Here is a 19,722-nt window from a genome sequence, read left to right as displayed (position 1 = left end):
GTAACTTAGCAAGGAGAGCCCGTACGTGATCCCCGAGAATACCGGACCGGCCGCGGTCATCGTTCTGGCGGCAGGCGCCGGTACCCGGATGAAGTCGCGCACTCCCAAGATCCTTCACGAGATCGGCGGCAGGTCCATGGTGGGCCACGCACTGCTCGCCGCACGGAGCATCAATCCCCGCCGGCTCGCCATCGTGGTACGCCATGAACGCGACCTGGTGGCCCGCCACCTCTCGGAACTCGATCCGGCTGCGGTGATCGTTGACCAGGACGACATCCCCGGAACCGGACGTGCGGTGGAGGTCGCCCTCCAGGCGCTGGACGGGGAACAGCACCTCGCCGGAACCGTAGTGGTCACTTACGGCGACGTGCCGCTGCTTTCCGGTCAGCTGCTGGCCGAACTCGTGGCCACCCACGAACGTGAAGCCAACGCCGTCACCGTGCTCACTGCAGTCCTTGACGACGCCACCGGTTACGGCCGCATCCTGCGCGGCGACGACGGGACAGTCACCGGCATTGTTGAACACAAGGACGCCTCCGACGCCGAGCGGCTCATCCCTGAGGTCAACTCCGGCATCTACGCCTTTGACGCCGCCGTCCTTCGTGACGCACTCAAGCATGTCACCACAGACAACTCCCAGGGCGAGAAGTACCTCACCGACGTCCTCGGACTGGCCAGGCAGGCAGGCGGCCGCGTCGCCGCCGTCGTCACCGCCGACCGCTGGCAGGTGGAAGGCGCCAACGACCGCGTCCAGCTGTCCGCCCTGGGCGCTGAGTTGAACCGCCGCGTCGTCGAGGCGTGGATGCGGGCCGGCGTGACGGTGGTGGATCCGGCAACCACCTGGATCGACTCCTCTGTAGCCCTTGACGAGGACGTCCGGATCCTGCCCAACACCCAGCTGCACGGCACCACCACCGTGGCCAGGGACGCCGTCGTCGGCCCCGACACCACGCTCACGGACGTCACCATCGGTGAAGGCGCCAAGGTGGTCCGCACCCACGGATCAGGGGCCGTCATCGGCCCGGATGCCGCCGTCGGACCCTTTACCTACCTGCGCCCCGGGACTGTCCTGGGCGAAAGCGGCAAGATCGGAGCGTTCTACGAAACAAAGAACGTCACCATCGGCCGTGGTTCAAAGTTGTCCCACCTCGGCTATGCCGGCGACGCCGAAATCGGCGAGGACACCAACATCGGCTGCGGAAACATCACCGCGAATTACGACGGCGAGAAGAAGCACCGGACCGTCATCGGCTCGGGCGTCAGGACAGGCTCCAACACAGTATTCGTTGCCCCGGTCACCGTGGGGGACGGCGCCTACAGCGGCGCCGGCGCGGTGATCCGCAAGGACGTCCCGGCGGGCGCGCTCGCGCTGACGGTTGCCGCCCAGCACAACACCGAGGGCTGGGTGGCGGCCAACCGCCCTGGTACGCGCTCCGCCGAACTGGCCCAAGCGGCCACCCCAGATTCCTCCAGTACCCCAGCATCTACAGAAGAGGGCAACCAATCATGAGCGAAATTACGGCGCGCGGCGAAAAGAAGCTGGTGCTGGCCACTGGCCGCGCCCACCCCGAGCTGGCCCGGGAGATCGCCAAGGAGCTCGGCACCGACCTCCTCCCGGTAGACGCCTACGACTTCGCCAACGGTGAGATCTATGTCCGCGCCGGCGAGAGTGTCCGGGGAACCGACGCTTTTGTCATCCAGGCACACCCCGCGCCGCTGAACAACTGGCTCATGGAACAGCTGATCATGATCGACTCGCTGAAGCGTGCCTCCGCCAAGCGCATCACGGTCGTATCCCCCTTCTACCCTTACGCGCGCCAGGACAAGAAGGGCCGCGGCCGCGAGCCCATCTCGGCCCGCCTGGTGGCGGACCTGTACAAGACCGCCGGCGCCGACCGCATCATGAGCGTGGACCTGCACACCTCGCAGATCCAGGGCTTCTTTGATGGGCCCGTTGACCACCTGATGGCCATCCCGCTGCTCGCGGACTACATCAGGACCCGGGTTGACGCCGAAAACATCACCGTTGTCTCGCCGGACACCGGGCGCGTCCGCGTCGCGGAGCAGTGGGCGGAACGCCTGGGCGGCGCCCCGCTGGCGTTCGTGCACAAGAGCAGGGACCTTACCGTTCCCAATCAGGCTGTTTCCAAGACTGTCGTGGGCCAGATCGAGGGACGCACGTGCGTCCTTATCGACGACATGATCGATACCGGTGGAACCATCTCCGGTGCCGTCAACGTCCTGAAGAACGCCGGTGCCAAGGACGTCATCATTGCCGCCACGCATGCCGTCTTCTCTGAGCCGGCCGCCCAGCGCCTCTCCGAATCCGGGGCCCGCGAAGTGGTGGTCACCAACACGCTGCCGCTGACCGCGTCGCAGCGCTTCCCGCAGCTGACGGTGCTGTCCATCGCTCCGCTGATCGCCCGCGCGGTCCGGGAAGTATTCGACGACGGCTCGGTCACCAGCCTGTTCGACGGCAAAGCCTGACCCCTACTTACCAGTCGGGCCCTGCGCCCGGTGGCCGATCGTTCGGTTGCCGGGAGCGGGGCCCGTTTTCATGAATCACGGGCGGCGCTGGTAGACTCTTCAGCGATACCTTGGCGAGGGAGAGCGCCGGCAACCGTAATGACGGAAACCGGACTGCAGTCTCCGTTATCGACTGGGTCTGAATCTCCCTTCGAAGATGGGCCCGGCCACGGCCGCCCGGCGTTGAAGGTCGCAACAGACCTCCGCCCTTGCTGAACACCGTTTAGTTTTCAAGGAGATATCCATGTCTGAGCAGAAGCTCGCAGCAGAAGTACGCACCGAATTCGGCAAGGGCTACGCCCGCCGCGCCCGCATGGCGAACCTCATCCCCGCCGTCATCTATGGCCACGGCGCAGAGCCCATCCACGTGACCCTCCCGGCAAAGGCCACCACCCTGGCAGTCCGTACCGCCAACGCCCTGCTGTCCCTGGACATCAACGGCGAAAGCCACCTGGCCCTGGTCAAGGACGTCCAGCGCGACCCGATCAAGCAGATCATCGAGCACATCGACCTCCTCACCGTCCGCCAGGGCGAAAAGGTGACCGTTGACATTCCCGTCCACGTCGTTGGCGAGCTTGCTCCGGGCAACGTCTTCAACCAGGAACTCACCGTCATCTCCCTTGAGGCCGAGGCAACCCACCTGCCCACCGCCGTCGAGGTCAGCATCGAAGGCCGCACGGCCGGCGAGCACATCCACGCGTCCGACCTCGTCCTGCCCAAGGGCGCAGTCCTGCTGGCCGACTCCGACGCCCTCGTGGTGAACATCTCCGAGGCCACCGAGTCCGCCGAGGAAGGCAGCGAAGAAGCCGCTGACGCTTCTTCCGAGGCAGCAGCCGAGTAATAGCCGCTCTCTTCAACGGTGGCCGGATCCCTCAGGGTCCGGCCACTGCCATCTCTGCCCGCCGACAGCACCAAGCCCCCATCTTAGGATTGATTCATGACTGACACCTGGTTGATCGTTGGCCTCGGAAATCCGGGAGCGCAGTACCAGGGCAACAGGCATAACGTCGGACAGATGGTCCTTGACGAACTCGCCGGACGCGTGGGCGCAGGCTTCAAGACGCACAAGGCGCGCGCCCAGGTGGTGGAGGGCAGGCTCGGGATCGGTGGCCCGCGGGTGGTGCTGGCAAAACCTATGAGCTACATGAACGTCTCAGGCGGACCGGTCGCGGCGCTGGCAAGCTTTTACGGCATCACGCCCGAGCACGTGGTTGCGGTCCACGACGAAATCGACATTCCCTTTAATACGGTCAAGCTAAAGACCGGCGGGGGAGAAGGCGGCCACAACGGCCTGCGGGACATCTCCAAAGCGCTTGGCACCAAGGACTATCTGCGGGTCCGGGTGGGCGTCGGAAGGCCGCCGGGCCGAATGGACACGGCCGACTACGTGCTGCGGGACTTCGGCACTGCCGAGCTCAAGGAATTGCCTTTCCTGCTGGACGAGGCCGCTGATGCGGTGGAGCTGCTGCTGCGGGAGGGGCTCACCTCAGCGCAGCAGAAATTCCATCCGGCGAAGTCCGGGGGCTAGCAACATAAAAACTTAAACCCGCCCCTACCTGTTTCCTTGTCTGTGCCACAGGGTAGTCTTTTTCGTATGCGGGGGAGCAATGGGGCTACATCCCGCTATCGCGGGACGTAGGGGATAAGTTCATGTCAATCGAGCCACTTAGCTGGGGACGTGGGTCAACATCTCACGACGTTGGGCTGCATACTGCAACTTCCGGCGTGTCCGGGGCGCAGCAGTGGTCTGCGCCTGCACGCAGCGCGAACCTTGAAGCCGTCCGGACAGCGCTGACCAGCGAAGACTCGCTGGGCGCCGTCATCACCGGAGGCCGGGGGGTCGGAAAGTCTTCCCTCGCCCGGGCAGCAGTTTCCGATCTCGGACCCGACGTCTGGTCCCTGCAGCTTCGAAGCGGGCCCGCCGGTGCCAACACACCGTATGGGTGCCTCTCGTTCCTCCTGGCGCGGCTGCCCCAGGCCTACATGGGCTCACCCACGGCGATTCTCCGTGGCATCACATCGTTGATCCGGAGCGACGCAGCCGGCCGGCGCTGCGTCATTACCCTGGACACGTCCGGAAGCATTGACGATATGAGCGCGGGCGTGCTCTTGAATGTCCTTCTGACCGGCACCGCCAAAATCATCGCCGTTGCACCAAAGGTCAGCGACCTTCCCGCGGACTTCCACTGGCTGCTCACCGACCGGCGCCTGACCGAAGTCCGGCTCAGCAACCTCAACGAGCTGCAGACCCGCCAGGTCCTGCTGTCCTTGCTGGGCCAACGGGTGTCGGCATCGTTGGTGAGCACCTATCACCACATGGTGGGCGGCAACCCGCTGCTGCTGAAGGCGCTCGTTACCGAACAACGGCTTTCTGGAAATCTCGTCTTGTCCGACTCTGTTTGGACACTCCGCGACAAGGTGGTGCTTGACGGCGCCGCCAGCCTTGACGACATCGTCCGGTCCCGCTGGTCGAGGGAGAGCCCGGAAACCAGGGAAGTCATTGAGATGCTTTCCTGCGCCAGGCGGGTGGAACTCTCCAGGCTCACTGCCACCTACCGCGCCGAAGTGGTGGCGGACATGGAGGACGCCGGCCTATTGGAGATCGACGACTCGGACCACCGCTGGGTGGCGTTGCGTGAAAAGTACATTGGCGATGTAGTGCGGTCGTGGCTCAGCATTGCCAGGCGCCGGGAACTGCGGAACGCGCTCCTGGGCGGTGCCGAACCCGATCCGGCGAAGATGACCGTCGAGGAACTAATGGCCTTTGCCGCATGGACGCACGAGTGCGAGGCCGAGCTGAGCCCCGCGCTGGCCCTTGCCGCTGCCGAAGCTGCCGTCCAGCTTTTTGATCCCCGCTTCGCCTTGGCCTACGCAGAAATGTTGAAGCGGACGGATCAGGAGTGGGTACCGGCGCAGCGCCAGAAGGCTGCGGCCTATCTTCAGTTGGACCTGCCCATCCAAGCGCTGGCTGCCTTGGAGGATATCTCCCAGCCGGAACTAGACGCCGTTGGCGTCGAAGAATATGCCCGCGTCATCGCAGCCAAGGCCAAGGTGATGTTGTGGCATCCGGACCATGCAGGCAAAGTCCCCGCCCTGCTCGCTGACGCCCGTGAGCGGCTGGACGCCACGGCAAAGCAAGAGGCCTGGCCCCACCCGGCAGTGGCAGCGGCGCACTGCGTGGCGCTCAGTGAATTTGAATACCGCGCGTTCGTTGGCGACTACACGGCCATGATTCCGGAGCTGGAGGCAGCTGCAGATCCGGCGCTGAATCCGGACACCGCCCACCGGATGCAGTCCGCCGTCATCCTGATGACGGCGCTGGCCCTGACCGGGCGGGAGATGGAAGCACTGAGCCTGATGCGGCAGCTTGGGGGCCAGATAACGGACGCCTCGCACGTGGTGGGTTTGCGCGAGCAGTTCACCAGGGAGGCCTACCTGGTGTTGCTGACAGCCGGCCAGTGGCGGCGTTGCATCGACCTGCTGGGCCCGCATGGCAGTGGCGAATACGACCGCCTCCCGTACCGGAGTGCCGCGACAGAACTCGCCGCAGGGCTCGCCTACGTCTATTCCGGCCGCGGCGGTGCAGCTTTGGACCCCCTCATTTCGGCGGTTGCGCAGCTTGAGCTTCAGCCGCTCCAGAGTGCGCTCCGCTGTGCCTACGCGGCAACGGCACTGGCCCATGCGCAGACGGGCAACGCTGCCCAGGCACGCAAGTTCCTGGCCAAGCTCCAGCGGACAAAGGGCAAATCCAGTTTTGCCATGGAGAGCATTGTCGAGTTCTGTTCGTTGGTGGCTGGGCGCTGGCTTGGCGACTCCGAGTCTGCTGCCAACTTGAAGCAATCCGCGCGGCGGAGCGTGGGGGCAGGCCTTTATACGCTCGCCGGAATCAGCCTCCTGGCAGCAACGGTGAACGGCAGTGACGCCGACTTCCGCCTTCTGGAGGAGATCTCGGAGCACCGGCAGGGCCCGCTGGCAGAAGTCGCGCGGCTGATTGCCGTGGGAAGCCGGACCAAGGATGCCAAGACCCTCCTGGCAGCAGGGGAGATCGCGGCCACCCTCGAACTGGACACCGTAGAGGCCCGCTGCATGGCCCTGGCGGTGGACTTCGCCAGGCAGGACGGAGATACCATTTCCGCCCGGACCGCCCAGGCCCGCCTGGACATCCTTGCGGCAACCGTAACCAACCTTCCTATCGTTCCCAGCAGTGGCAGCCCTTTGCTGACTGCCCGGGAGCGCCAGATTGCAAGGCTGGCCGGCCGCGGTGCCTCCAACCGTGACATCGCACTGGAAATGGGTGTCTCGGTACGCACCGTGGAAGGCCACCTGTACCAGGTCTTCACCAAGCTCGGCGTAACTTCCAGGGGTGATCTGACTGGACTTGTCTAACGGCCACAAACCGGCACCGGCCCACCGCCCCGTCACCGCCCGGCGCGAGCCTCTGGAGCGGATCTGCAACATTGTCCGGGACGGGACCAGCCATGCGGTTTTTGTGATGGCAGGGCCCGGGATTGGCAAGACGTCGTTGACGGAGGCGATCGCGGAGCGGCTTTCCGGGGAGCTGAACATCCTGCAGATTCATGGCAGTTCTGCCTTGGCCGCTGTGCCCTTCGGTGTACTGACTCCCTACACCGGAGAGCTGTCGGCCGAAGAGTCTGTCTCGCCCGTGGCGGTTCTGCGTTCCATGTGGACGTACTTCGAGAAGTTGAAGGGAGGCAGGGGCGCACCCGTCCTGCTGTTGGTGGATGACGCCCACCACTTGGACGATTCCTCCGCGGGGGTACTGGCGGACCTGATCTCAGCAGGGTGGGCAACAGTGGTGGCTGCTGCCAGGCCCCGGCCCGGCCTCCCGCAGCCGCTCGACCAGCTCTGGTACGACGGCCTTGCCGAGCGGGTGGACCTTCGGCCCCTGACCCGGGAACAGATCGAGGAGGTTCTGGCCCACGTCCTTGACGGAACGGTACCGGCGGCCACAGTGGATTCAATCTGGATTGCGTCAGGCGGCAATCCCCGCCTTCTCGACGCCCTGCTGCACGACGCAGCCGAAACCGGAGTCCTGGCCAAGCGCAACGGCATCTGGATGTTACTCGGTCCATTGCCGGCCGACGGCGGCCAGCTCACGGCAGTAGTGACAAAAGACCACATCCGGCGGGGGCCGGAGGAACAGGAAGCCCTGAAGCTCATTGCGCTTGCCGGGCCGGTGGGCCGGAAGGTCATCGAGGACATCAGCGGGGCTGCTGTGGTCCGCTCGCTCCTGGACCAGCAGATGATCAGCGAGAATTCGGGAGTCCCGGCTGAACTGTCCATGTGGAATGCCCTCTTCGCCAGCGCCGTCCGGAACACCCTCTCGGTCTCGCGCAGCCTGCAGCTCCTCGAGAAAATCCGGATTCACCAGAACGGCACGGTCCTGCGTGGGGAAGGCAAGCTCAGGTCAGTGGAGTGGGCTTTTGAGTGTGGGCTTCGGGTACCGGACCCAGACATGCTTGACGCTGCCCGAGAGGCCTTGAGGCTGTTCCGCAATGTAAGCGCACGGTGCATCGCTGCCAGAATCCAGGATCCCACGCTGCTGCCATTGGCGCGGGCCATTCAGGCACGGGCCCTCTACAACGAGGGTGCTTACGGCCAGGCCGCCCACCTGCTTGATGCCTGCTGGCGCCAGCTTTCCGACGACCCCGAGGGCCCCGCTGTCCTTCTGCTCCGCGCAGCGGCCCACCAGGCCACCGGCCAGTCCTTGGATGCACTGGCCGAGGACATCAACGGCCAACAGAGTGCCGACGCGGACCGGAAACTGCCGGACCGGCTCGTGCAGGTCCTGCACCTGTTGCAGCTCGGTGCGGCGGTGGATGCCGATGCGCTTGCCACTGAGGTCCGGGAGATGCAGAACACGGCCTCAGCCGAGGCCGGAAGCGAATCCGTCAGGGCGCTTGGCGAGGCCCTTCTTGCCCATGCACTTGCTGCAGCCGGCCGTGCCGGCGAGGGGCTGGATGCAGCCCTCCTGGCCGCCTCGGAATTGCCTCCGCTGGAGGACAGCCTGTTCTTTTTCACCGAGTTCGTGCTGGGCCGGCTGGTGACCGACTACCTGGCGATGGGCGAATGGGAGTCGGCTGAACGCGAACTCGACAATTACGCGGCCGGACATGCGGCAGGAGCCGCCACCTTCAACGGAAGCCTGGAAGTGCTTCGCGGCTACTCGCTTCTGCGGCAAGGCCGGATGGAACGGGCGTACCAGGTGCTGCTGCCTGCCGTGGAGGCGTTGAGGTTGAAGGATCCGCTGCAGTTGTTCCGCTTCGGGTCTTCCCTGGGCTTTTACGCGGCGGCAAGGCTGGGGGATGCAGCGCAGGCCAAACGCCTTGAGCAGGATTTCACCGACGCCGTGCCTGGAGGTCCTGCCCACGAGCTGCTGGCTTCAGCATATGGTGCCGCTGCCTCCGAATATCTGTCCCGGGACGGCAAGGGGCTGGCAGCGCTCCATACCCTCGCCACCACGCATGACGCCACTGCCAGAGCCGGAACCCTGCTCGAAATCCTTTCCATCTGTTGGGACCTGGGTGACCCTTCGGTCATTCCCATGGTGCAGTCGGTTGCTAAGACGGTCGAAGGACGGTACGCCCAGGCGATGCTGACACTGGCTGCGGGCTGGGAAGCAGCTGACGGGGATGCCCTGATGGACACGGCAAACTCGCTGGAGGAGTCAGGCTTTGTGAACCTCGCGCGGGAGGCCTATGCCCGCGCGAGTACCCTCCTCGACCGTGCCGGAGAACGCCGGCGGTCCAGGCAGGCAGTGGCGCTGCGCGAGAAATGCGACCACGAACTGGGGGAGCGGTTCAGGGAAGGGCGCTTCATTGCCGCGGCTCCCGCCGTCCACCTCACCCGCCGCGAGCAGGACATTGTGGGATTGGCCGTGCAGGGCCTCACGGACCGGGAAATCGCCCAACGGCTGATGGTCTCTGTACGCACCGTGGAGGGGCACCTGTACCGCACGTACGTAAAGCTGGGTGTACGCAGCCGCGAAGAGCTGGAGTCAGCGCTCCCCAAATAGGCACATCCAACACCTGCCGGCTTCCGCCTGCCGGCTTGCGCCCGCCGCCTGCCGGCTTCCGCCTGCCGCCTTGCGCCTGCCGGCTTGCGCCCGCCGCCTGCCGGCTTCCGCCTGCCGCCTTGCGCCTGCCGGCTTGCGCCCGCCGCCTGCCGGCTTCCGCCTGCCGCCTTGCGCCTGCCGGCTTGCGCCCGCCGCCTGCCGGCTTCCGCCTGCCGCCTTGCGCCTGCCGGCTTGCGCCCGCCGCCTGCCGGCTTCCGCCTGCCGCCTTGCGCCTGCCGGCTTGCGTCCGCCGCCTGCCGGCTTCCGCCTGCCGCCTGCCGCCTTGCGTCCGCCGCCTGCCGGCTTCCGCCTGCCGCCTGCCGGCTTCCGCCTGCCGCCTGCCGGCTTCCGCCTGCCGCCTTGCGCCTGCCGGCTTGCGCCCGCCGCCTGCCGGCTTCCGCCTGCCGCCTGCCGCCTTGCGTCCGCCGCCTGCCGGCTTCCGCCTGCCGCCCCCGCCTGGCAGCTTCCGCCTGCCACCGCCGCGAGGCTGTGGCCCGGCTCAGCTCTCCGACCGGCTGCCGCCGCGGCAATGCGGGTACTGCAGGTGGCCCCGGTAGTCGGGGGACAGCGAATTCGAGTACACCATACTCGTGCGCGGGGTGGCGCTGGAGTATTTACTTAAGGAGGCAAAAGGAACCGGCACAAAAGAAGCCGCAAGAGTTGCCACAGCAGAACAAAGCTCCTCCGTCCTGACGAACTTCCGGTCCCTTTGGGGCCGGGCTGGACGGGGCCGGCGGCGTCAGAGTCTTCTGAGACCGAGGCTCTCCCCCCAGCCGTCGCCGGCCCTCCACTCCGCGGGCTGAAGCCCGGAGCGACTGTGGCGGCTGCCCCTCCGGGCGGCCGCCACAGCCGTGCTGTGGGACAATTGAGTGTCATCCGTTGGCATCTCAAGGAGTTAGTTTTGGCCGTAGTATCAACGCCAGCCACACTGGAACGTGCCTTGCCGGTCATGGATAACGCCGAAGTCCAGCGCATCCGCAACGACTTCCCGGTCCTGAACCAGCTGGTCAATGGACGCCCGCTGATCTATTTGGACTCCGGCGCCACGTCGCAAAATCCGCTGAGTGTCATCGACGCCGAACAGGAATTCTATGAGCAGCGCAATGCTGCCGTGCACCGGGGCGCGCACCATCTTGCGGTTGAGGCCACCGAAGCATTCGAGGACGCCCGTCAGACTGTGGCCGACTTCGTAGGCGCTGACTACTCCGAAATCATCTGGACCTCCAATGCCACCGAGGGCCTTAACCTGCTCAGCTACGCGCTGTCCAACGCTGGCCTCTGGGCAGCCCAGGGGCGGGGCGACGCCCGGCTGCAGGACCTGGCGTTGAGCCCGGGTGATGAGATTGTGGTGACGGAGATGGAGCACCACGCAAACCTCATACCGTGGCAGGAACTTGCCTTCCGTACCGGGGCGGCCCTGCGCTACATCCCTGTGGATGACGCCGGCAGCCTCCGCATGGACCTGGCCCCGGACATCATCGGCGCCCGGACGAAGGTGCTGGCTTTCACGCACGCCTCCAACGTCCTGGGCACCATCAATCCAGTCCGGGAACTGGCCGCCCTGGGCCGGAACGCCGGCGCGCTGGTGGTCCTGGACGCCTGCCAGTCCGCACCCCATATGCCCTTGGACGTCAAAGAGCTGGACATTGACTTCGCTGTCTTTTCCGGCCACAAGATGCTTGCCCCCACGGGAATCGGCGCACTTTACGGAAGGCAGGATGTCCTGGACATCCTGCCGCCGTTCCTGACGGGCGGGTCCATGATCACTACGGTGACCATGGAGCGCGCCGACTACCTCCCCGCACCCCAGCGCTTTGAGGCCGGTACCCAGCGGATTTCCCAGGCTGTTGCCCTTGCGGCCGCAGTGAACTACCTGACGGAAACGGGACTGGACCGAATTCACCGCTGGGAGGCTGAGCTCGGCCAGCGCATGATCACCGGACTGGAGTCCATTCCGGGAATCCGGGTCCTTGGTCCCGCTGCAGGCCAGGACCGGATAGGGCTCGCCGCGTTCGACGTCGAAGGAGTGCATGCCCATGACGTGGGCCAGTTCCTCGATTCGCGGGGAATCGCCGTCCGTGTCGGGCACCACTGCGCCCAGCCGCTGCACCGCCGGCTGGGGCTGACAGCCACCACCAGGGCCAGCGCTTACCTGTACAACACCACCGACGACGTGGACCAGTTCCTGGACGCTGTTGCGGGCGTGCGCGCCTACTTCCGCGCCTAATACATCAAACGCATCGAAGGTATGACATGAGCCTTGACCACCTGTACCAGCAGATCATCCTTGACCACTCCAAAGCCCGCCACGGCAGCGGCCTGGCGGGGACGGAGGCGCCGGACGGTGCCTCCACGGGGCAGTCACACCAGCTCAACCCCGTCTGCGGCGACGAAGTAACCCTGCGCCTGGCCGTAGCAGACGGCAAAGTGGCACAGATTGCCTGGGACGGCGCGGGCTGCTCCATTTCCATGGCGTCCGCCTCGGTCCTCACGGACCTGGCAGAGGGAATGACAGTAGCGGAGATGCACGAGGTCATCGACAACTTCCGCGAAGTCCTCCGGTCCCGGGGCAAGATCCCTGCCGATCCGGAGGTTCTCGGTGATGCCGCGGCATTCGAGGGAGTCGCGCGCTATGCCGCCCGGGTCAAGTGCGCCATGATTTCCTGGGTTGCGGCGGAGGACGCGCTTAACCAGGCAGCCTGAACACCAAAGAAGTCCGGCCCTCCTTCCCGCAGGGAGGAGGGCCGGACTTCTTTGTGGTCCTAGCTGAACAGGCCCATGATCCCGATGAGGGCGGTTGCCGCCCCCAGCACCATGGAGATGCTGACCAGCACCACGTGAACGGTGAGGAACTTCGTGGCCTTGCCGGCAGCATCCCGGGCGCGCGGGTCCTTCATGACCCGGCGCAGGAACTGCGGCCAGACCACCAGCGACCAGAGGCCGGCGATGACCAGGACCAGCGCGGCGAAGACTGGCAGCTCCACGAACTAGTGGCTTTCCAGCCAGGCCTGCGCCTGCTTGGCCTGAAGGTTGAGTGCCTTGGCAACCATGGGCTCTGCGGCATCGGCAATCTTCCCGCCGAGGAACGGGACGGAAGACTTCACTGCGCCTTCAAGCTCAACGCGCGTTCCGCCGTCGGCAGCTACGAGCCGCTGCACGGCGGTGACGTCCACGGGGGCTCCGGCGATCTTCAGTGAGATGTTGCTCTGGCGGGAACCGTCCGCCGCGGGGGCGTCCCAGTTTTCCACCTGGGTCACCTTGAGGTGCTCACCCACGAACTTGCGGGCGATCTCGGGAAGGCGCGTGGTGGGCAGGGTCCGAACGGACGTGGCGCTGAACGCGCCGGCAACATCGCCCTCGACGGTGAAGGATTCGAGGCTGCCGCCGACAAGCTGGCTGACGTGGCGCTGGAAATCTTCATTCACCAGGACAGCTGCAACGTCGGGGACGGAGTGCGGAAGGGTGGTGGTAGCGCTCAAGGCCATGGGTCCTCCTGGGACGTGGGATCGGATTAGGCTCCAAACATCCTACGGGGTCCTGGCGGTCCCCTCCGCATCCACCAGGTTCCGCGCCGCCCCCGTGATGTTCCTCGCCATGGCAGGAAAGATCAGGCTGTGGAATGGGAGGACGGCCAGCCAGTACAGGCGTCCGCTAAGGCCCTTGGGGAAGAAGATGGCCCTCTGCCGGTACCTGCTGCCGTTCCCGTCCGGCTCCACGGACAGCTCCAGCCATGCCCTGCCCGGAGCCCGCATCTCCGCACGGAGCCGCAGCAATTTTCCGTGGTCAATCCGTTCCACCCGCCACCAGTCCACCACCTCTCCGGTGGTGAGCCGTCCGGGGTGCCGGCGTCCCCGCAGCAGTCCGGCCCCGCCCGTCAGCTTGTCCAGCCAGCCGCGGACCTGCCAGGCCAGCGGCAGGGAGTACCAGCCGTTCCGGCCGCCGATTCCCTCGATCACCGTCCACACGTGGGCAGGATCCACGTCGCCATGGAACGTGCGTTCGTCGATGTAGACCTTGTGTCCCGCCCAGTCGGGATCGCTGGGCAGGGGATCGGCTGCCACGCCCGCGTTGGCCCACGTGGTCTGCACCTGGCCGTCGCGTTCCTTCCCAAGGGCCAGGGCGACGGCGGTGCGGTAGTCGGTGAGGCCGCCGTCGGGCTGCGGGATGTACTCGTCGATGTCGTGCTCATTGGACACGGCATCGTGCTGGAGTGACTGGACCAGGGGCACAGCCATGGACAGCGGGATGGGCGTGGTCAGGGCTACCCACATCCCGGCAAGCTTCGGCGCGGGAACAGGCAGTGCCAGCACTACCCGGTACGGCAGGCCCGCCTCGGCGGCGTACTCCTTCATCATCCCGGCATACGTCAGCACCTGGCGGCAACCGACGTCGAACGTGCGGTTGATGGACCCCTCCAAGGATGCCGCGGACACCAGGTAGTACAGGACGTCCCGCACCGCGATGGCCTCGATCCGGTTCCGGACCCAGCTGGGCGCGGGCATCAGCGGCAACGTCTCCGAGAGGTGGCGGATCATTTCGAAGGAGGCTGAACCTGAACCGATCACCACTCCCGCCTGGAACACGATGGCGTCCACCGGGCTGTCCAGGAACACTTTTCCTACGGCCTCCCTGGAACGCATATGGGTGGACAGGGCCACGCCCTGGGGGTGGAGTCCGCCCAGATAGACGATCCTGCCGACTCCCGCCGCCGCTGCGGCCTCGGCCGCCGCGCGTGCCATCGATTGTTCCTTGGCTTCGAACCCTGCCCCGGCGGCCATGGAATGCACCAGGTAATAGAAGACGTCGACGCCGGAAAGCGCCACCCGCAACGCGTCCCCGTCGTCCAGGCTGCTTTCCACAACCTCCACCCTGTCCCGCCACGGTACACCGGCAACTTTGTCGGGGGAGCGCACCAGGACCTTGACGTTGTGGCCCTCCTCCAGGAGCTTTGGCACCAGGCGGCCGCCGATGTAGCCGGTTGCGCCGGTGACCAGGACAGTCCTGGGTGAACGCGGGGTATTGCTGGTTCCGGTCATGCTGTCTCCTCTTCGTCTACAAGGTGTTCGGAGCCGCAGCGCGCCTGGACGGCCGCCCTGCGTGCCTTGGTGCGCTGTGCCAGCCTAACTGCACTCGCCAGCAGCCCGTCATGCCGACAGCAGCCCGTCATGTCGTTGCAGGAGGGTAGGCTGGGTCTACCCGGGATTCGAGCGAATTTCGGGTTTTCGCGTTGCCTGCGATCCACTGAACACCACAGGAGCTTCCGCCATGAGCCTTCCCGGCCCGTCCACCGCCGGCCAATCCAGCGCAGGCCTGTCGCTGGACGGACTGCGCCGCGCCCTCGCCCCTGACCAGACCTTTGCCCGCGTCCGGGCCGAAGCTGCCCGCGGCTTCGATGTCCGGGGCCAGGATTACCAGATCAGTGCGCCCGCCGGGCTCCGTCCGGTGCTGCTTGCCGAGATGGCGGACGGCATCGCGGCCGCTGCCCAAGGGGCCGGGGACAACGGGCACGACGGCCCCGGGCCGGGTGTGGTGCTGGCCGTCACCGCAACCGGCCGCGAGGCAGAGGACCTGACCGCCGCGCTGCGGGCCTACCTCCCCGCCGATGCCGTGGCCGAGTTCCCCAGCTGGGAAACACTCCCGCACGAACGGCTCTCCCCGCGCTCGGACACCGTGGGCCGCCGACTCTCCGTGCTGCGCCGCCTCGCGCACCCGGAAACCTCGACGGCGGGACCGCTCCGGGTTGTGGTGGCGCCCGTCCGCGCCGTGGTCCAGCCGGTGGTAGCCGGCTTGGGCGAGCTGGTTCCGGTCACGTTGAAGGTGGGCCAGGAGATGCCGTTCACCGAGGTGGTGCGGAACCTGGCAGACGCCGCGTACGCCCGGGTGGACATGGTGACGCACCGCGGCGAGTTCGCGGTCCGCGGCGGCATCATCGACGTCTTTCCACCCACGGAGGACCACCCCATCCGGGTTGAATTCTTCGGCGACGAAGTGGACCAGATGCGCTGGTTCGCGGTCGCCGACCAGCGCTCGCTGTCCTCGCCGGGACTTCACCATCCCTCCGAGCTGCACGCCCCGCCGTGCCGGGAAATCCTCATCACCCCTTCCGTGATGTCGCGGGCAGCCACCCTCAAGTCCCAGCTTCCGGCTGCGGCGGACATGCTGGAGAAGATCGCCGGCGGCATCACGGTGGAGGGCATGGAGTCCCTGGCCCCGGTGCTGGTGGACTCGATGGTTCCTTTTGTGGAGCAGTTGCCGGCAGGTTCCATCTCGGTGGTCATCGAGCCGGAGAAGGTCCGTACCCGTGCCCACGACCTCGCCGCCACCAATGAGGAATTCCTCGAGGCCGCCTGGTCCACTGCCTCCGACGGCGGAGCTGCCCCGCTGGATTTGAGCTCGCAGGCAAGTGCCGCGCTCCATTCCGCCAGCTTCCGGTCGCTGGCCGAAACGCGCAGCTCCTCGCTGGAGCACGGAGTTTCCTGGTGGTCCATCACATCGCTCACCCAGGACGAAGAGCTGCTGCCCGAGATTGACGTCCTGAACCTGCATGCGCGCGAACCGCGGGGCTACCAGGGCGACGTGGCGGAAATGATGGACTTCATCGGGTCCCACGTCCGCGACCAGTGGCGGATTGTTGTTGCCACGGAAGGTCCCGGGCCTGCCCAGCGGCTGGCCGAGCTGTTCCACGAAAACGACATCCCGTGCGCCCGGGTGGACAGCCTGGACCATGAGCCCCAGGCGGGCATCATCGAAGTGACCACGGCCGCCGTCGGACGCGGCTTTGTCCTGGACGGCCTCAAACTCGGCCTGCTGACGGAGGCTGATCTGCTGGGGCGGACCTCCGCAGGATCCACCAAGGACATGCGCCGGATGCCGTCCAAGCGGCGCAACGCCGTGGACCCGCTGCAGCTCGTAGCGGGCGACCATGTGGTCCACGAGCAGCACGGCATTGGAAAGTTTGTCGAGCTGATCCAGCGAAAGGTCGCAGGCGGCGGGGACGGCGTGCGCGAGTACCTGGTCCTGGAGTATGCGCCCTCAAAGCGCGGCGCCCCGGGGGACCGGCTGTTCGTCCCCACGGACCAGCTGGACCAGGTGACCCGCTACGTGGGCGGCGACACTCCCGTCCTCAGCAAGATGGGCGGCGCCGACTGGGCGAGCACCAAGTCCAAGGCCCGGAAAGCCGTCAAGGAGATCGCCGGCGAGCTCATCCGGCTGTACTCTGCGCGGATGGCCTCCCGCGGCCACGCCTTCGGGCCCGACACTCCCTGGCAGCGTGAACTGGAGGAAGCGTTCCCCTACGTGGAGACGCCGGACCAGCTCACCACCATCAATGAGGTCAAGGCGGACATGGAGCGCGAGATCCCCATGGACCGGCTGGTTTCCGGGGACGTGGGCTACGGCAAGACGGAGATCGCCGTGCGGGCCGCCTTCAAGGCGGTGCAGGACGGCAAGCAGGTGGCGGTGCTGGTGCCCACCACGCTGCTGGCCCAGCAGCACTACGAAACGTTCACCGAGCGGTTCTCCGGCTTCCCCCTGCGCGTAAAGCCCTTGTCCCGTTTCCAGGCGGGCAAGGAAGCCAAGGAGACGGCGGAGGGCGTCAAGAACGGGACGGTCGACGTCGTTATTGGTACACACCGGCTGCTGTCCAAGGACTTTGAGTTCAAGGACCTGGGCCTGGTGATCGTGGACGAGGAGCAGCGCTTCGGCGTGGAGCACAAGGAAGCGCTGAAGAAGATGCGCACCAACGTTGACGTGCTGGCCATGAGTGCAACCCCCATTCCGCGCACGCTGGAGATGTCCCTTACCGGCATCCGCGAGACGTCGACCCTGGCCACACCGCCGGAGGAACGGCATCCGGTCCTGACCTACGTGGGCCCGTACACGGACAAGCAGACCTCCGCCGCCATCCGGCGCGAACTGATGCGCGAAGGCCAGGTCTTCTTCGTCCACAACCGGGTATCCACGATTGAACGCACGGCCGCCAAGATCCGCGAACTGGTGCCGGAGGCCCGCGTGGAGGTGGCGCACGGCAAAATGTCCGAGAGCCGCCTGGAGCAGATCATCGTGGACTTCTGGGAGAAGCGCTTCGACGTGCTGGTGTGCACCACCATCATCGAAACCGGCCTGGACATCTCCAACGCCAACACCCTGATCGTGGACGGCGCGGACAAGTACGGCCTGTCCCAGCTGCACCAGCTCCGCGGACGCGTTGGCCGCGGCCGGGAACGCGCCTACGCCTACTTTCTGTACCCCTCGGAGAAGCCGCTGGGCGAGGTGGCACTCGAACGCCTCAAGGCCGTAGCCACGCACAACGAGCTCGGCGCAGGCATGCAGCTGGCCATGAAGGACCTGGAAATCCGCGGCGCCGGCAACCTGCTGGGCGGCGAGCAGTCCGGGCACATCCAGGGCGTCGGCTTCGACCTTTACATCCGCCTGGTGGGCGAGGCGGTGGCAGACTTCCGCGGCGAGGCCGAGGAGAAGGCCGCCGAAATGAAGATCGAACTCCCGGTCAACGCCCACCTTCCGCACGACTACGTGCCGGGGGAGCGGCTGCGCCTGGAGGCCTACCGAAAGCTCGCATCCGCGCTCACCAATGAGGCCATCGACGAAGTCCTGGCCGAGCTCGTGGACCGGTACGGCGAGCCGCCGCTGCCGGCCCAGAACCTGGTGTCCGTGGCCCGCTTCCGGGTGGATGCCCGGGAAGCCGGCCTGTCCGACGTTGCCCTGCAGGGAAACTTCATCAAGTTCTCGCCCGCCAGCCTTCCGGAGTCCAAAATCATGCGCCTGAACCGGATGTACCCGGGGTCCCAGTCCAAGCCCGCCCTTGATGCGGTACTGATTCCCAAGCCGAAGACGGCAAAGATCGGTGGCCGGGACCTGCAGGACGCGGAAATCCTGGAATGGGCCAACGGCGTCATCCGGAACATCTTCTCCGATCAGCCGCTGACAGTGGCCTGACCGGTGATGGGAGGACACCACGCCGCGTCGGGAGCCGCGGCGTGGGTAGCTATTGCCTCGACGGGCCCGTACACCCTTGGCTGGTATCCGCTGGACGCCACCGGGATCCTGATCGGCGGGATGGCGACGGCGGGAACGGCCCTGGTATGCGACTGGGACCACCGGCACAGCACGGTGGCGAATTCCCTGCCGCCACTGTCCAATGTGATCGCCGTTGGCATTGAAAACGCCAGCGGCGGGCACCGCCAGGGCACCCATTCCGTGCTCGGGGCGGCGTTTTTCGTGTTGCTGGCCACCCTGGCCGGGCAGGTCCAGCTGGAGACGGACTGGGGACTGCTGTCAGTGGGCGCAGGCCTGCTGTGTATGTTCATGATCAACATCGCGGCCAAGGCCCTGAAGCTGTTTCCGAAGTCGGGCTTCATCAGCAACTGGATCTTCGCCCTGACCATGGCCGGGCTGGTGACCTGGTTCGCGCCGGACCAGTGGACGTGGCTTCCGGTCTCGATGCTGACCGGCGTGGTGGTCCATATCGTGGGAGACCTGATCACCACGGGAGGTGTGCCGCTGCTGTGGCCGATCGTGATCCGGCCGCCCAAGCCTTTGCGCAAGGTGCCGCTGCTGCGCCAGGTATGGCGGCCCAACGGCGCCCTCTCCCTGCCCTTGCTGGGCCGTGCAGGATCAAAGCGTGAATGGCTGCTGCTGATCCCGGTGAGTGCCTACGCGATGGTAGGGCTTTGCATGGCAGGCTGGGCAATCGCCGGGAACCATTGGACCCGGGTGGCGGCGGCAGCTGAGGATTGGGCCCGGGTCTGGTTCTAGGACGCGAAGAGACCCCCTGGAGATCGTCCAGGGGGTCTCTTCTGTGTGCCGCTACTTACGTGGGATCAGTGCTCGCCGGCGGAATCGGAGCGGCCCAGGATGGTCTGCGGGATCCAGTAGGTCAGGCCGAAGAGCCCGATGCAGACGGCCATCGGCCAGGGGTTGCCGAGCGTGAGGAAGGACAGCGAGTAGATCGCGCCGAGGAACAAGGCCATGCAGACCACAAAAAGGATGATGCTGGTGGCAAGCTTGTTCTCATTCTGGGGGGTCTGGAGTGACCCTTCGTGAGATGCGGGGCCCTGGTTGGAAGCCGTGATCTTGCTGGACATTCATTCCTCCTTGGCCGC

General features: G+C 66.2%; 14 protein-coding genes. 10 read left to right on the top strand and 4 right to left on the bottom strand.

The window, feature by feature from the left end; translation table 11 throughout:
• Positions 1–25: 25 nt before the first annotated feature.
• The 8 genes from glmU to sufU all read left to right on the top strand — a co-directional run bounded on the left by glmU (position 26) and on the right by sufU (position 12,304).
• The gene (glmU, locus tag M1D32_RS13410; protein WP_458779144.1) at positions 26–1,510 is read left to right on the top strand and encodes a bifunctional UDP-N-acetylglucosamine diphosphorylase/glucosamine-1-phosphate N-acetyltransferase GlmU; all 1,485 of its coding nucleotides are present in this window, start codon (positions 26–28) and stop codon (positions 1,508–1,510) included.
• Positions 1,507–2,487, top strand: coding sequence for a ribose-phosphate diphosphokinase (locus tag M1D32_RS13405; RefSeq protein WP_163164303.1), 981 nt, complete (start codon positions 1,507–1,509; stop codon positions 2,485–2,487). The genes glmU and M1D32_RS13405 overlap by 4 nt, the downstream gene beginning before the upstream one ends.
• Before the next feature lie 283 nt (positions 2,488–2,770).
• Positions 2,771–3,367, top strand: a complete 597-nt coding sequence (locus M1D32_RS13400) for a 50S ribosomal protein L25/general stress protein Ctc (protein ID WP_458779143.1) — start codon at positions 2,771–2,773, stop codon at positions 3,365–3,367.
• Positions 3,368–3,463: 96 nt separating this feature from the next.
• Positions 3,464–4,054, top strand: coding sequence for an aminoacyl-tRNA hydrolase (gene pth / locus M1D32_RS13395; protein WP_458779142.1), 591 nt, complete (start codon positions 3,464–3,466; stop codon positions 4,052–4,054).
• A gap of 122 nt (positions 4,055–4,176) precedes the next feature.
• Positions 4,177–6,912 carry a LuxR C-terminal-related transcriptional regulator gene (locus M1D32_RS13390; protein ID WP_458779141.1) on the top strand — a complete coding sequence of 912 codons (2,736 nt, stop codon included), beginning with the start codon at positions 4,177–4,179 and terminating at the stop codon, positions 6,910–6,912.
• 52 nt (positions 6,913–6,964) lie between these two features.
• Complete coding sequence (locus M1D32_RS13385; protein ID WP_458782188.1) at positions 6,965–9,562, top strand: LuxR C-terminal-related transcriptional regulator; 2,598 nt, start codon at positions 6,965–6,967, stop codon at positions 9,560–9,562.
• 940 nt (positions 9,563–10,502) lie between these two features.
• Positions 10,503–11,828: a cysteine desulfurase gene (locus M1D32_RS13380; protein WP_458779140.1), complete on the top strand. Its 1,326-nt coding sequence runs from the start codon at positions 10,503–10,505 to the stop codon at positions 11,826–11,828.
• A gap of 26 nt (positions 11,829–11,854) precedes the next feature.
• Positions 11,855–12,304: a Fe-S cluster assembly sulfur transfer protein SufU gene (sufU, locus tag M1D32_RS13375; protein ID WP_458779139.1), complete on the top strand. Its 450-nt coding sequence runs from the start codon at positions 11,855–11,857 to the stop codon at positions 12,302–12,304.
• A 59-nt stretch (positions 12,305–12,363) separates the two neighbouring features.
• Here the strand turns inward: sufU and M1D32_RS13370 are convergent, their stop codons facing one another.
• Genes M1D32_RS13370 through M1D32_RS13360 form a run of 3 tightly spaced genes read right to left on the bottom strand, consistent with a single transcriptional unit; the run spans position 12,364 to position 14,637 of the window.
• Positions 12,364–12,585 (bottom strand): SCO4848 family membrane protein, encoded by a 222-nt coding sequence (locus tag M1D32_RS13370; RefSeq protein ID WP_458779138.1) that lies wholly within the window; start codon positions 12,583–12,585, stop codon positions 12,364–12,366.
• A 3-nt stretch (positions 12,586–12,588) separates the two neighbouring features.
• Positions 12,589–13,086 carry a DUF2505 domain-containing protein gene (locus M1D32_RS13365; RefSeq protein WP_458779137.1) on the bottom strand — a complete coding sequence of 166 codons (498 nt, stop codon included), beginning with the start codon at positions 13,084–13,086 and terminating at the stop codon, positions 12,589–12,591.
• A 42-nt stretch (positions 13,087–13,128) separates the two neighbouring features.
• A complete protein-coding gene (locus M1D32_RS13360; RefSeq protein ID WP_458779136.1) occupies positions 13,129–14,637 on the bottom strand; it encodes an SDR family oxidoreductase in 1,509 nt (502 codons plus the stop codon).
• Between the two features lie 229 nt (positions 14,638–14,866).
• Here M1D32_RS13360 and mfd point away from each other — a divergent pair, with 229 nt between their 5' ends.
• Both mfd and M1D32_RS13350 read left to right on the top strand, forming a co-directional pair.
• Positions 14,867–18,556 carry a transcription-repair coupling factor gene (gene mfd / locus M1D32_RS13355; protein WP_458779135.1) on the top strand — a complete coding sequence of 1,230 codons (3,690 nt, stop codon included), beginning with the start codon at positions 14,867–14,869 and terminating at the stop codon, positions 18,554–18,556.
• 6 nt (positions 18,557–18,562) lie between these two features.
• Positions 18,563–19,375, top strand: coding sequence for a metal-dependent hydrolase (locus M1D32_RS13350; RefSeq protein WP_458779134.1), 813 nt, complete (start codon positions 18,563–18,565; stop codon positions 19,373–19,375).
• Between the two features lie 65 nt (positions 19,376–19,440).
• On the opposite strand, the gene M1D32_RS13345 is transcribed toward M1D32_RS13350, so the two are convergent.
• The gene (locus M1D32_RS13345; RefSeq protein WP_458779133.1) at positions 19,441–19,704 is read right to left on the bottom strand and encodes a hypothetical protein; all 264 of its coding nucleotides are present in this window, start codon (positions 19,702–19,704) and stop codon (positions 19,441–19,443) included.
• Positions 19,705–19,722: the final 18 nt, after the last annotated feature.

The organism is Arthrobacter sp. D3-16, assembly GCF_054408515.1.
The sequence above is the reverse complement of the archived record's forward strand: the minus strand, read 5'-3'. Positions and strand labels throughout refer to the sequence as shown.

Coding starts and splice junctions, on each gene's coding strand:
- M1D32_RS13405 (WP_163164303.1), top strand. CDS start 1,507: ATGAGCGAAATTACGGCGCGCGGCGAAAAGAAGCTGGTGCTGGCCACT.
- M1D32_RS13360 (WP_458779136.1), bottom strand. CDS start 14,637: ATGACCGGAACCAGCAATACCCCGCGTTCACCCAGGACTGTCCTGGTC.
- M1D32_RS13390 (WP_458779141.1), top strand. CDS start 4,177: ATGTCAATCGAGCCACTTAGCTGGGGACGTGGGTCAACATCTCACGAC.
- pth (WP_458779142.1), top strand. CDS start 3,464: ATGACTGACACCTGGTTGATCGTTGGCCTCGGAAATCCGGGAGCGCAG.
- M1D32_RS13345 (WP_458779133.1), bottom strand. CDS start 19,704: ATGTCCAGCAAGATCACGGCTTCCAACCAGGGCCCCGCATCTCACGAA.
- M1D32_RS13350 (WP_458779134.1), top strand. CDS start 18,563: ATGGGAGGACACCACGCCGCGTCGGGAGCCGCGGCGTGGGTAGCTATT.
- M1D32_RS13365 (WP_458779137.1), bottom strand. CDS start 13,086: ATGGCCTTGAGCGCTACCACCACCCTTCCGCACTCCGTCCCCGACGTT.
- sufU (WP_458779139.1), top strand. CDS start 11,855: ATGAGCCTTGACCACCTGTACCAGCAGATCATCCTTGACCACTCCAAA.
- mfd (WP_458779135.1), top strand. CDS start 14,867: ATGAGCCTTCCCGGCCCGTCCACCGCCGGCCAATCCAGCGCAGGCCTG.
- M1D32_RS13400 (WP_458779143.1), top strand. CDS start 2,771: ATGTCTGAGCAGAAGCTCGCAGCAGAAGTACGCACCGAATTCGGCAAG.